This is a genomic window from Streptomyces sp. NPDC003016 (genome assembly GCF_053591455.1).
This window is the reverse complement of record NZ_JBSFTV010000001.1, coordinates 230,086-242,175: the sequence shown is the minus strand read 5'-3', so window position 1 is coordinate 242,175 and position 12,090 is coordinate 230,086. Positions and strand designations below refer to the sequence as shown.

General features: G+C 74.5%; 11 protein-coding genes. 8 read left to right on the top strand and 3 right to left on the bottom strand.

The window, feature by feature from the left end; genetic code table 11:
• The first annotated feature begins 15 nt into the window (after positions 1–15).
• A complete protein-coding gene (gene cobI, locus ACWDZ4_RS01055) occupies positions 16–759 on the top strand; it encodes a precorrin-2 C(20)-methyltransferase (RefSeq protein ID WP_451506347.1) in 744 nt (247 codons plus the stop codon).
• A gap of 14 nt (positions 760–773) precedes the next feature.
• On the opposite strand, the gene ACWDZ4_RS01050 is transcribed toward cobI, so the two are convergent.
• A complete protein-coding gene (locus ACWDZ4_RS01050) occupies positions 774–1,496 on the bottom strand; it encodes a ZIP family metal transporter (RefSeq protein ID WP_451506346.1) in 723 nt (240 codons plus the stop codon).
• 138 nt (positions 1,497–1,634) lie between these two features.
• Here ACWDZ4_RS01050 and cobM point away from each other — a divergent pair, with 138 nt between their 5' ends.
• Genes cobM through cobC form a run of 6 tightly spaced genes read left to right on the top strand, consistent with a single transcriptional unit; the run spans position 1,635 to position 8,282 of the window.
• On the top strand, positions 1,635–2,480 hold the full coding sequence (gene cobM / locus ACWDZ4_RS01045) for a precorrin-4 C(11)-methyltransferase (protein ID WP_451506345.1): 846 nt from the start codon (positions 1,635–1,637) through the stop codon (positions 2,478–2,480).
• Positions 2,477–3,751, top strand: coding sequence for a precorrin-6y C5,15-methyltransferase (decarboxylating) subunit CbiE (cbiE, locus tag ACWDZ4_RS01040; RefSeq protein WP_451506344.1), 1,275 nt, complete (start codon positions 2,477–2,479; stop codon positions 3,749–3,751). The genes cobM and cbiE overlap by 4 nt, the downstream gene beginning before the upstream one ends.
• Positions 3,748–5,691 carry a precorrin-3B C(17)-methyltransferase gene (gene cobJ / locus ACWDZ4_RS01035; protein WP_451506343.1) on the top strand — a complete coding sequence of 648 codons (1,944 nt, stop codon included), beginning with the start codon at positions 3,748–3,750 and terminating at the stop codon, positions 5,689–5,691. The genes cbiE and cobJ overlap by 4 nt, the downstream gene beginning before the upstream one ends.
• The gene (locus ACWDZ4_RS01030) at positions 5,691–6,326 is read left to right on the top strand and encodes a precorrin-8X methylmutase (protein WP_451506342.1); all 636 of its coding nucleotides are present in this window, start codon (positions 5,691–5,693) and stop codon (positions 6,324–6,326) included. The genes cobJ and ACWDZ4_RS01030 overlap by 1 nt, the downstream gene beginning before the upstream one ends.
• A complete protein-coding gene (locus ACWDZ4_RS01025; RefSeq protein WP_451506341.1) occupies positions 6,323–7,240 on the top strand; it encodes a sirohydrochlorin chelatase in 918 nt (305 codons plus the stop codon). Before ACWDZ4_RS01030 ends, ACWDZ4_RS01025 begins: the two co-directional genes overlap by 4 nt.
• Positions 7,224–8,282 (top strand): Rv2231c family pyridoxal phosphate-dependent protein CobC, encoded by a 1,059-nt coding sequence (gene cobC / locus ACWDZ4_RS01020; RefSeq protein WP_451506340.1) that lies wholly within the window; start codon positions 7,224–7,226, stop codon positions 8,280–8,282. Before ACWDZ4_RS01025 ends, cobC begins: the two co-directional genes overlap by 17 nt.
• A gap of 194 nt (positions 8,283–8,476) precedes the next feature.
• Here cobC and ACWDZ4_RS01015 read toward each other — a convergent pair whose 3' ends face one another.
• Both ACWDZ4_RS01015 and ACWDZ4_RS01010 read right to left on the bottom strand, forming a co-directional pair.
• A complete protein-coding gene (locus ACWDZ4_RS01015) occupies positions 8,477–9,514 on the bottom strand; it encodes an SCO1860 family LAETG-anchored protein (protein ID WP_451506339.1) in 1,038 nt (345 codons plus the stop codon).
• 244 nt (positions 9,515–9,758) lie between these two features.
• Positions 9,759–10,850, bottom strand: coding sequence for an amidohydrolase family protein (locus ACWDZ4_RS01010; RefSeq protein ID WP_451506338.1), 1,092 nt, complete (start codon positions 10,848–10,850; stop codon positions 9,759–9,761).
• A 73-nt stretch (positions 10,851–10,923) separates the two neighbouring features.
• Between ACWDZ4_RS01010 and ACWDZ4_RS01005 the strand changes: the two genes are divergently transcribed.
• The gene (locus ACWDZ4_RS01005) at positions 10,924–12,030 is read left to right on the top strand and encodes a pyridoxal-phosphate-dependent aminotransferase family protein (protein ID WP_451506337.1); all 1,107 of its coding nucleotides are present in this window, start codon (positions 10,924–10,926) and stop codon (positions 12,028–12,030) included.
• The last annotated feature ends 60 nt before the right edge of the window (positions 12,031–12,090 follow it).

Sequence of the window (12,090 nt, the reverse complement as noted above, 5' to 3'; positions counted from 1 at the left end):
AGTGGGGCGAGCGGGATGAGTGGGACGCGCACGAAACTGACCGGTGTCGGTGTCGGGCCCGGCGATCCCGAGCTGGTGACCGTGAAGGGCGTCAACGCCCTGCGGGACGCGGCGGTCGTGGTCGTTCCCGTGATGGACAGCGGCGAACGCGGGCGTGCCGAGGCGACCGTGCTGCATTACGTCGATGCGGCGAAGGTCGTCCGGGTCGTCTTCGCGCTCAACGAGCGCGAGGACCGGGCACGGCGCGAAGCCGCCTGGGACGCGGCCGGGGCGCGGGTCGCCGAACTGCTGCGGGAGCACGGCTCGGTGGCGTTCGCGACGATCGGTGATCCCAACGTCTACTCGACGTTCACGTACCTCGCGCAGACGATCGCGGAGCTGGTGCCGGGGACCGACGTGGTGACCGTGCCGGGCATCACCGCCATGCAGGACCTGGCCGCCCGCAGCGGGGCCGTGCTGACGGAGGGGACCGAGCCGCTGACGCTCGTTCCCGTGACCGCCGGGGCCGCTGTGCTCAAGGAGGCCCTGGAGGGCCCCGGGACGGTCGTGGCGTACAAGTTCGGGCGGCTGGCGGGCGAGGTGGCGACCGCGCTGCGCGAGACGGGACGTACCGGGGACGCGGTGTGGGGATCGGCGCTCGGGCTGCCCGGCGAATCGATCCGGCCCGCCGCCGAGCTGGAGGAGGACGGGGCTCTGCCGTACCTCTCCACGCTCATCGCGCCCGCGCGGCGTGACGGCGGTCGCGGGGGCAAGTTGTGAGTTCGGTGCGCGGTTCAGTGCGCGATGCCCACCACCAGCCAGATGAAGGCCACACCGGCGACCGTGCACAGCAGCGTGGAGCGCGCCGGGTGGTCGTGGTGGGCCTCGGGCAGGATCTCGGCGGCCGCGAGGTAGAGCAGGGCGCCGCCGAAGAAGCCCAGATAGCTTCCGAGAAGTTCCTCCGGAAGGGTGAAGAGGAGAGTGGACGCCGCGCCCGCCACCGGGGCCAGCGCGTCCGCGAACAGCATCGCCACGGCCTTGCGGCGCGCGTTCCCGTACAGGCTGGTGAGCGTGTACGTGTTGAACCCGTCCGCGAAGTCATGGGTGACGACGGCGAGCGCGACGGTCGTGCCCATGCCGCCGCCGACCTGGAAGGCCGCGCCGATCGCGATGCCGTCCATCAGGCTGTGACCGACCATCGCCGCCGCTGCCGTCAGCCCGACCTGGGGTACGCGCCCCTCGTTCGCGCCGTGCGCCGCCCGGCGTACGGCCAGCAGGCGCTCCACCAAGTGGGCCGTCAGAAAGCCGCCGACGAACAGCAGGAGTGCCTGCGGTACGCCGAACCGTTCGTCCCCCGCGGCCTCCAGCGCCTCCGGCAACAGCTCCAGGCCGACGACGCCGAGCATCAGCCCGCCCGCCAGGCCCAGCACCAGGTGGCGGCGGTCGGTGACGCGCTGCGCCACCCAGCCACCGAAGAGCGTCATGAGGAACGCGCCGAGCGCGACGAAGACCGCCATGTGCCCTTGCTAGTCGATCGGCCCCCTGCCGCGCACCTCCGTGATCGCACCCGCTCACCCCTGAAGTGCCTGAATTCCCCGACTTCCCCGAGTTCCCCGAACTCGTGAATACCGTGAATCCCGAGAGGACCCCCACTCATGGCCGATGCCCCCACCGGCAAGGTGACCTTCGTCGGCGCCGGGCCCGGCGCCGCCGACCTGCTGACCTTCCGTGCCGCGCGCGCCATCGCCGAGGCCGACGTCGTGATCTGGGCGGCGAGCCTGGTACAGGCCGAGGTCCTGGAGCACGCGCGCGAAGGCGCCGAGATCCTCGACTCCGCCGCGATGTCCCTGGAGGACGTCGTCGCGGTGTACGAGCGGGCGCTGCGGGACGGGCTGAAGGTGGCGCGCGTGCACTCCGGCGACCCGGCGCTGTGGGGCGGCACGCAGGAACAGGTCGACCGGTGCGACGAACTCGGCCTGGACGTCGAGATCGTGCCGGGCGTCTCGTCGTTCTCGGCGGTCGCCGCGATCGCGCAGCGCGAGCTGACGATTCCCGAGGTCGCGCAGTCCGTGATCCTGACCAGGCTCGGCGGCGGCAAGACGCCGATGCCGCCCGGTGAGGAGGTGCGGGAGTTCGCGCGGCACGGCACGACGATGGCGGTCTTCCTGTCGGCGGCCAGGTCCGGGCAGCTGACGGCGGAGCTGCTGGAGGGCGGTTACCCGACGGACACGCCGGTCGTCATCGCGTACCAGGTCACCTGGCCCGAGGAGTTGGTGCTGCGGTGCACCGTCGCGACGCTGGAGGAGACGGTGAAGGAGCACAAGCTCTGGAAGCACACGCTCTTCCTGGTCGGCCCGGCGCTCTCCGCTTCCGGTACGCGCTCGCACCTCTACCACCCCGGCCACTTCCACGGGTTCCGGCGGGCCGACCGCACCGCGCGGGCGGCGCTGCGCGCGGAGCGCGGCTCCGCAGAGGTGAGAGCGGAGAAGTCCGGGTCATGATCACTGTTGTCGGTACGGGGACGGGCGCGCCCCTGACCCCCGACGCCCGTACGGCGCTGGACGCCGCCGGGCTCGTCGTCGGGGGCCGGCGCCATCTGGACGGCGCCGGGCTGCCCGAGGGCGTGGCCCGGGTGGTGCTCGGGCCGCTCGCGCCCGCGCTGGACGCGGTCGCGGAGCATCTGGCCGAGCGGGCGGACCGCACGGATGCCGGGGTCGTGGTGCTGGCCTCCGGGGACCCCGGGTTCTTCGGGATCGTACGGGCGCTGGCCGAACGGTTCGGGGCGGACGCGCTGGACGTGCGCCCGGGGGCGCCCTCCGTCGCGGTCGCGTTCGCGCGGCTCGGGCTGCCGTGGGACGACGCGGTCGTCGTCAGCGCGCACGGGCGGGCGCTGCGGACCGCCGTGAACGTGTGCCGTGCGCACCCGAAGACGGCCGTCCTGACCGGGCCCGGGGCCGGGCCCGCCGAGCTGGGCGCCGCCCTGGCCCGTACCGGCATTCCGCGCACCCTCGTCGTCGCGTCCGCGCTCGGCGACCCCGCCGGGGGCGAGAGCGTCGAGCGCCTCTCCCCCGGCGAGGCCGCGGCGCGGGACTGGCCGGCGGCGGTCAGCGTCGTCGTGTGCCTGGACGAGTCGCGGGCGCTGGCGCCGGCGCAGCGGACGGTCGCCGGGCGGGGCAACGGCCCCGCCCAGTGGGCGCTGCCCGAGGCCGCGTTCGAGCACCGCGACTCGATGATCACGAAGTTCGAGGTACGGGCGCTGGCGCTCGCCCGGCTCGGTCCGCGCCTGGGCGACCTGGTGTGGGACATCGGGGCGGGGTCGGGGTCCATGGCCGTGGAGTGCGCGCGGCTGGGGGCGGCGGCGATCGCGGTGGAGAAGACCTGCGACGGCGTGGAGCGCGTGCGGGCCAACGCCGCCGCGCACGGGGTCGACGTACAGACCGTCCACGGAGCCGCGCCGACCGTGCTGTCCCAACTGCCCGAACCCGACGCGGTGTTCGTCGGCGGCGGCGGGGGCGAGCTGCCCGGCATCGTCGCGGCGTGTGCGCGCAGCGCGCGGCGCACGGTCGTGGTCGCGCTGGCGGCCCTGGACCGGGTGCCGGCGGTACGGGCGGCGCTCGCGTCCGCCGGGTTCGCACCCGAGGGCGTCCTGCTGCAGTCCTCGCGGCTCGCGCCGCTGCCCGGGGACGTGACCCGGCTCGCGGCCGCCAACCCTGTCTTTCTGCTGTGGGGCCACCGCCCCGCGGAACCGGCAAGTGAAGGAGCAGTTCAGTGATCGGCCTCATCTCCGCCACGGCGGCAGGCGCCGTGGCCCGCGACCGGCTGGCCGCGGCCTGGCCCGGTCGTACGCAGGTGTACGACGGCCCGGTGCGGGAGGCGGTCGGGCGCGCCTTCGCGGAGTGCGAGCAGCTGGTGTGCTTCCTCGCCACGGGCGCGGTGGTACGGCTGGTCGCCCCGCTCCTCGCGGACAAGGCGTCCGACCCGGGCGTCGTCTGCGTCGACGAGGCGCAGCGCCACGCGGTGTCGCTCCTGGGCGGCCACGGCGGCGGCGCGAACGAGCTGGCGCTCGCGGTGTCGGGGGTGCTGGGCTGCGCCCCGGTGATCACGACGGCGACGGACGCCACGGACGTACCGGGCCTGGACACGCTGGGCTGGCCCGTCGAGGGCGCGACGGCCGCCGTGACCCGCGCGGTCCTGGACGGCGACCCGGTCACGCTGGCGGCGGACGCGGTGTGGCCGCTGCCGCCGCTGCCGGCGAATGTGGCACCGGCGGACGCGGCGGTGGGTGACGTCCGGGCGCCGGGCGCGGACGACGCGCGGCGGACCGCCGGGGACACGGAGCGGGCCGGCGATGCGGAGCGCGCAGAGGCCGGGGCGAAGGCCGGCCTGGCCGAGGCGGTCGCTGCCGCCGCCGTGCCCGTGGGAGGGCTGCCCGGTGCCATGGCCGCGACCGTCGCGGCCGGTGTCCTCGCGGAGGCGGCCTCGGCCGCTGCCGGGCCCGCGGAAGAGCGGGTGCCGGCCGGGCCCGCCGTGCTGCGCGTCACCGACCGGCTCGTCGGCATCGGGGACCGGGAGGCCGTGCTGCGGCCGCCGTCGCTGGTGGTCGGCGTGGGAGCCAGCAGGGGCGCCTGCGCCGACGAGGTGTCCGGGCTGATCGAGGAGGCGCTGGCGGACGCCGGGCTCTCGGTGCGGTCCGTCGCCGCGCTCGCGACCGTCGACGCCAAGGCCGACGAGGCCGGGATCGTGGAGGCGGCGGCCCGGCTCGGAGTGCCGCTGGAGACGTACGCCGCCGAGGAGCTGGCCCGTATCGACGTGCCGAACCCCTCGGGGGCTCCGCTCGCCGCCGTCGGGACGCCGTCCGTGGCGGAGGCCGCGGCGCTCGCCGGCGGGGGCGAACTCCTCGTACCGAAGCGGAAGTCGGCCCCCGAGGGGCGGGCGGCGATGGCCACCTGCGCCGTCGTGCGCAGGCAGCCGCGCGGGCGGCTCGCCGTCGTCGGGCTCGGGCCCGGCGCCCGCGATCTGCTGACACCGCGCGCCCGCGAGGAGATCCGGCGGGCCTCGGTGCTCGTCGGGCTCGACCAGTACGTCGACCAGATCCGCGACCTGCTGCGGCCGGGCACCCGCGTCCTCGAGTCGGGGCTGGGCGCCGAGGAGGAGCGGGCCCGTACCGCCGTCGCCGAGGCCCGCGCCGGGCACGCGGTCGCACTGATCGGGTCGGGGGACGCGGGCGTGTACGCCATGGCCTCGCCCGCGCTGGCCGAGGCGAGCGACGACATCGACGTCGTCGGCGTACCGGGGGTGACGGCGGCGCTCGCCGCCGCCGCGATCCTGGGCGCCCCGCTCGGCCACGACCACGTCTCGATCAGCCTCTCCGACCTGCACACGCCGTGGGAGGTCATCGAGCGGCGCGTACGGGCCGCGGCGGAGGCCGACCTCGTCGTGACGTTCTACAACCCCCGCAGCCGGGGCCGTGACTGGCAGCTCCCCGAGGCGCTGTCGATCCTCGCGGAGCACCGCGAGCCCACGACGCCCGTCGGTGTCGTACGCAACGCCTCGCGCCCGGACGGCACGAGCCGCCTCACCACGCTCGCCGCGCTCGACCCGGCGACCGTCGACATGATGACCGTCGTGGTCGTCGGCAACACCGCCGCCCGCGAGATCGCGGGCCGCATGGTGACGCCGCGCGGCTACCGCTGGCAGACGGAGGGTTCGTGATGACGACGGACACGACAGGCACCACGGACACGACGAACGCGGCGAAGACCACGGACAGGATCGTCCACCCCATCGAGCAGGAGTCCTTCCGGCGCCTGCGCTCCCGCCTCGACACGTCGCACTTCGCGCCGCTGACGCGGGCCGTCGTGGAGCGGGTCATCCACTCCGCGGCGGATCTGGAGTACGCCACCGACCTGGTCTGCGACGAGCGCACGCTCGAAACCGCGCACGCCGCGCTGCACGCCGGTGCGCCGGTCGTCGTGGACGTGGAGATGGTCGCGGCGGGGATCACCCGGCGCGAGACCGTGTGCCGGCTGAAGGAAGCCCAGGCCGGACCGGAACTGACCCGCAGCGCCCACGCGATCAGGCTGGCGTACGAGCAGGTCGGGCCCGGCGCCCTGTGGGTGATCGGCTGTGCGCCCACCGCGCTGGAGGAACTGCTGCTCCTGGACGCCGAGCCCGCGCTCGTCATCGGGCTGCCCGTCGGCTTCGTCGGGGCGGCCGAGTCCAAGGCGGCGCTGCGCGAGAGCGGGCTGCCGGCCGTCAGCAATGTTTCGGAGAAGGGCGGTTCGGCGGTCGCAGCGGCCGCGCTGAACGCCCTGCTCTACACCCCCCTCACCAAGGAGAAAGCGTGACCACCGCGCCCGCACTGCTCATCGCCGGCCACGGCACCCGCGACGACGCCGGAGCCGGAGCGTTCCGCGACTTCGTCGAGGAACTGGGCAGGCGCCACCCCGAACTTCCCGTCGCGGGCGGCTTCATCGAGCTGTCCCCGCCGCCGCTCGGCGACGCCGTCGCCGGCCTGGTCGAGCGGGGCGTCACGCGCTTCGCGGCCGTTCCCCTGATGCTGGTGTCCGCCGGTCACGCCAAGGGCGACATACCGGCGGCGCTGACCCGCGAGAAGGAGCGCCACCCCGGGATCTCGTACACCTACGGCCGTCCGCTCGGCCCGCACCCGGGTCTGCTGGCCGTGCTGGAGCGGCGGGTCGACGAGGTGCTCGGCGACCTGGACCGGTCCGAGGTGACCGTGCTGCTCGTGGGGCGCGGCTCCACCGACCCGGACGCCAACGCCGAGGTGCACAAGGCGGCACGACTGTTCTGGGAGGGACGTGGGTATGCGGGTGTGGAAACCGCGTTCGTCTCGCTCGCCGCGCCCGACGTGCCGAGCGGGCTCGACCGCTGCACGAAGCTGGGAGCCAAGCACATCGTGGTCCTGCCGTACTTCCTCTTCACCGGGATCCTGCCGGACCGGGTGCGGCGGCAGACGCGGGACTGGGCCGATGCGCACCCGGAGACCGGGGTGCGTCCGGCCGATGTGATCGGCCCCACCGAGGAGTTGATGGCCCTCGTGATGGAGCGTTACCAGGAAGCCGTCAAGGGCGACCTGCGCATGAACTGCGACTCCTGCGTCTACCGCATCGCCCTGCCCGGCTTCGAGGACAAGGTGGGGGCGCCGCAGCAGCCGCACTTCCACCCCGACGACGACGGGCACGGACATGGACACGGGCACGGACACGGACACGGGCACCACCATGCGCACGCCCACTGACACCGCTCACGATCTGCGCCACCACGGAGACGCCGAGGTCCGCGAGGGCGGTCTGACCGACCTCGCGGTCAACGTACGGGCGGACACTCCCCCGGCCTGGCTCAAGGCCCGCGTCGCCGCGTCCCTGGACACGCTCGCGGCCTACCCGGACGGGCGGGCCGCACGCGCGGCGGTGGCGCGGCGGCACGGGCTGCCGGTGGAGCGGGTACTGCTGACGGCGGGCTCCGCGGAGGCGTTCGTGCTGCTCGCGCGCGCGCTCGCGGTGCGCCGGCCCGTCGTCGTACACCCGCAGTTCACGGAGCCCGAGGCGGCGCTGCGGGACGCGGGGCACGAGGTCGGGCGGGTGCTGCTGCGCGAGGAGGACGGCTTCCGGCTGGATCCGGCGGCCGTTCCCGAGGACGCCGATCTGGTGGTGATCGGCAACCCGACCAACCCCACGTCCGTGCTCCACCCCGCGGAGACCGTCGCCCGGCTCGCGCGCCCGGGGCGGACGCTGGTGGTCGACGAGGCGTTCATGGACGCGGTGCCGGGCGAGCCGCAGGCGCTGGCGGGGCGTACGGACGTACCCGGTCTGGTGGTGCTGCGCAGCCTCACCAAGACGTGGGGCCTCGCCGGACTGCGCATCGGATACGTCCTGGCCGGCCCGGAGACGGTCGCGGCGCTGGAGCGGGCGCAGCCGCTGTGGCCGGTGTCGACGCCGGCGCTGGCCGCCGCGGAGGCGTGCATGGCGCCGGCGGCGCTCGCGGAGGCGACGCGGGCGGCGCGGCAGGTGGCCGCCGACCGGGCGCATCTGCTGGCCGGGCTGGCGGAGTTCGACGAGGTGCGGGTGGTGGGGGCGGCCGAGGGCCCCTTCGTCCTCGTACGGATGGAACGGGCCGACGAGGTACGGGTGCGCCTGCGGGGGCTGGGCTTCGCGGTGCGGCGGGGGGACACGTTTCCGGGGCTCGGGCCGCAGTGGCTGCGGCTCGCGGTGCGCGACCGGGTCACGACCGGCCGGTTCCTCCAGGCGCTGGACCAGGCACTGACGCTGGTCGCGCGCTGACCGGCCTTCCCCGTTCCCCGGGGCCCGGCCCCCCGGCCCTCCGGGGCCCGGCGCCCCGCGGACGTGTCCCTGTCCGCCGGACGGGCGTGGTGCCGCCGGCGGCGGCTCTCAGCCCGTCCTGCGGACGAGTGCCGGGAAGCAAGGGGCAGGGATCCGGGGTCAGGTGCAGAGGTCAGGGGCGAAGGCCCCTGCCGTCAGGCCCGGTTACGGGCGCGGCGGGTACGGGCCACCGCCAGGGCTCCGGCGCCGGCCACCAGCAGCAGGCCCGCACCACCCGCCAGGTACGGTGTCGTGGAGTTGCCGCCGGTCTCGGCGAGGCTCGCCCCGGCCGCCGTCCGGGGCTTCACGTCCGGGGCCGGAGCCTCCTTCGGCTCCTCCGCAGGCTTCTCCACCGCCGGCTTCTCCTGCGCCGGGTTCTCCACCGCCACCGGTGTCTTCGGCGGCTTCGGTGACTGGCACGTCGCTCCCGCCAGCGTCACCGTGCCCTCGACCTCGGCGACGTTCAGCTTCAGCGGATTCACCGACACCTTCAGCTCGAGCGCCGTGGCCGCGGCCGTACGCGAGGTGGTGTGCGTCTTCGACAGGTCGAGCGTCACCACGCCCACCGCGGGCACGTCGACCCGCGTCCGCCCGCCCGCCGACAGCGTGACCCTCCTGCCGAGCACGGTCACCGCACCGAGCACGTTCGACTCGGCCACGGGCTGCTTGCCCGCCTCGCACAGCGCCTTCGACGTGACCTTCTCGACCTCGATGAGCGAGAGCAGCGGCAGCCCCGGCACATGCACCTCGGCGTGCGCGAGGTGGGTGTGGCCCTCGGCCTTGTGCGCGTCGGCCGTCGCCTTCGCCGTGGCCACGTCGGCGCGCAGCACACTGACCGGCCTGCCCTGTTCCACGCCGTCCAACTGGACCGTCAGGGCGGTCTTCTCCGCGCTCGCCGGGGCGTTCACCTCGTTGAGGGTGGTCCTGAGCGGCACGTGGACGCTCTTGTTGAGCAGGGACACGTCGAGTCCGGTACGGAGCACGACGGCGCTCGCCTTCCCCTCGCCGCCGCCCTCGGTGGCGTGCGCCGCCGGAGCGGCGGCGAGCAGGGCGGCGGGGCCCGCGGCCAGCGCGAGGGCGGCCGCGGTGGCTGCGGACCGGCGCGTGGACCGGCGCTCGGGCCGGGCCGCGGACCGGCGTACGGGCCGGGCCGCGGACCGGCGTACGGGCATGCTGAAGATGGTGCTGTTCAAGGTGGTGGAACCCCCACAAGTGACACGGCGCCGCCCGGCGCACTCCACGGGGACACGCGGGCGCCGGCGGCTGAGACACGGGAATCCTTACGCACTTCGAGTGAACGGTCAGCTACCCGGAGTCATTTCACTCCAAAGAGGGGTTTCCGATCCCGCATTCGAATCCGCCGAGTCTCCGGGCACGGACGTTCCCGTCAGCGCCCGTCAGTACCCGCCCGATCCCGCCCGATCCCGTCCGATCCCGTCAGCCGACGATCCGCCCGTTCAGGACGATCCGCCGCGGCGCCGCCAGCACGCGCACGTCCGCGCGCGGGTCCTCGTCGTACACCACCAGGTCGGCGGGGGCGCCCTCCTCCAGCAGGGGGCGCCCGAGCCATTCGCGCGCCCTCCACGTCGTCGCCGACAGCGCGTCCAGGGCCGGGATGCCCGCCTTCATGAGTTCGGCGACCTCGTCCGCCACCAGGCCGTGGGCGAGCGAGCCGCCCGCGTCCGTGCCGACGAAGACGGGCACGCCCGCGTCGTACGCCGCGCGCACCGTGTCGTACCGGCGCTCGTACAGCTGCCGCATGTGCGCCGACCAGCGCGGGAACTTCGCCTCGCCGCCGTAGGCGAGGATCGGAAACGTCGCGATGTTGACCAGGGTCGGCACGATCGCGACCCCGCGTTCGGCGAAGAGCGGAATGGTGTCCTCGGTCAGCCCCGTGGCGTGCTCGATGCAGTCGATGCCCGCCTCGACGAGGTCGCGCAGCGAGTCCTCGGCGAAGCAGTGCGCGGTGACCCGGGCCCCGAGCCGGTGCGCCTCGGCGATGGCCGCCTCGACCTCGCCGCGTGGCCAGCACGCCCCCAGGTCCCCGGTCTCCCGGTCGATCCAGTCGCCGACGAGCTTGACCCAGCCGTCGCTGCGCCGGGCCTCCCGCGCGACGTACGCGACGAGGTCGCCGGGCTCGATCTCATGGGCGAAGTTACGGATGTAGCGACGGGTACGGGCGATGTGCCGGCCCGCCCTGATGATCTTCGGCAGGTCGGCGCGGTCGTCGATCCAGCGGGTGTCGGACGGCGACCCGGCGTCGCGGATCAGCAGCGTGCCCGCATCCCGGTCGGTGATCGCCTGCTTCTCGCTGGTGTCCTCGTCCACCGGGCCGTGCCGGTCGAGCCCGACATGACAGTGCGCGTCGACCAGTCCGGGCAGCGCCCATCCCTCGACGACCTGCGCGTCGCGTACGCCGGCGGGCCGTTCGTACGTGACCCTGCCGTCCACGGCCCACAGCCCGTCCCGTACGTCGTCGGGCCCCGCGAGCACCCGTCCCCTCACCCGCAGCACCGTGTGATCACTCATGCGCAGCACTCTACGAGGGGGCGACTACGCTCGGCCCGGAGAGACCGAACACTGATCCGAAGAGAGCTCCGCCGTGACACACCCGCTTCTGGACCTGGCCCCGCTGACCGCCGCGCACTTCGCGGCCGTCGAACGCCGGGTCGCCTCGCTGCTCTCCACCGAGCAGGACGTGGTCATCATGCAGGGCGAGGCGCTGCTTCCCCTCGAAGGCTGCATCCGCGGCGGCGCCCGCCCCGGCTCGACCGCGCTGAACGTGGTGACCGGGCCGTACGGGCAGACCTTCGGGAACTGGCTGCGCGACTGCGGCGCGGCGGTCTTCGACCTGACCGTCCCGTTCCACACGGCGGTCACCGCCGAGCAGATCGGCCAGGCCCTCGACGAGCACCCGGAGATCGACTTCGTCTCGCTGGTGCACGCGGAGGCGGCGACCGGCAACACCAACCCGGTGGCCGGGATCGGTGAGGTCGTACGGGCCCACGGCGCCCTCTTCATGCTCGACGCGGTCGCCTCGGTGGGCGCCGAGCCGCTGCTGCCCGACGCGTGGGGCGTGGACCTGTGCGTGATCGGCGCGCAGAAGGCGATGGGCGGCCCGGCCGGCGTCTCCGCGGTGTCGGTGAGCGAGCGCGCCTGGGAGCGGATGGCCGCCAATCCGGCCGCCCCGCGCCGCTCGTACCTCTCCCTCCTGGACTGGAAGGAACGGTGGATCGACGGCGGCCGCAAGGCGCTGCTGCACGCGCCCGCGCAGCTGGAGATGCTGGCGCTGGAGGCGTGTGTGGAGCGCATCGAGGCGGAAGGGCTCGACGTGCTGATGGCCAGGCACCGGGCCGCGGCCTCGGCCACGCGCGCGGGTGCGATCGCGCTGGGCGGCGGCCTGGAGCCGTACGTCCACGCGGCGCGCGACGCCGCGCCGGTGGCCACGACGCTGCGCGTTCCCGCCGGGGTGGACGCGTCCGAGGTGGTCGCGAAGGCGCTGGCCGCCGACCCGTCGCTGCCGTTGATCGCGGGCGGCGGGTCGCTGTCCAAGGAGATGATCCGGGTCAATCACTACGGCATCGATGCCACACGGGGCGTGGTCCAGTCGTCGCTCGGCGCGCTGGGCGCGGCGCTGAGCGAATCGGGAAGGCAGGTCGACTTCGAAGCTGCCCGAAAGGCCGTTGCGGAAACCTGGCCCGGCGAATAAATTCTCTGAATTCAATGAACTCCGGAAAACGGGAAGCTGCTTTTATCAGTGCAGCTTCCC

What these genes read in the sequence shown, in the direction of transcription:
- cobI (WP_451506347.1), top strand. Translation starts at nt 16, where the DNA reads ATGAGTGGGACGCGCACGAAACTGACCGGTGTCGGTGTCGGGCCCGGC.
- ACWDZ4_RS01050 (WP_451506346.1), bottom strand. Translation starts at nt 1,496, where the DNA reads ATGGCGGTCTTCGTCGCGCTCGGCGCGTTCCTCATGACGCTCTTCGGT.
- cobM (WP_451506345.1), top strand. Translation starts at nt 1,635, where the DNA reads ATGGCCGATGCCCCCACCGGCAAGGTGACCTTCGTCGGCGCCGGGCCC.
- cbiE (WP_451506344.1), top strand. Translation starts at nt 2,477, where the DNA reads ATGATCACTGTTGTCGGTACGGGGACGGGCGCGCCCCTGACCCCCGAC.
- ACWDZ4_RS01030 (WP_451506342.1), top strand. Translation starts at nt 5,691, where the DNA reads ATGACGACGGACACGACAGGCACCACGGACACGACGAACGCGGCGAAG.
- cobC (WP_451506340.1), top strand. Translation starts at nt 7,224, where the DNA reads ATGCGCACGCCCACTGACACCGCTCACGATCTGCGCCACCACGGAGAC.
- ACWDZ4_RS01010 (WP_451506338.1), bottom strand. Translation starts at nt 10,850, where the DNA reads ATGAGTGATCACACGGTGCTGCGGGTGAGGGGACGGGTGCTCGCGGGG.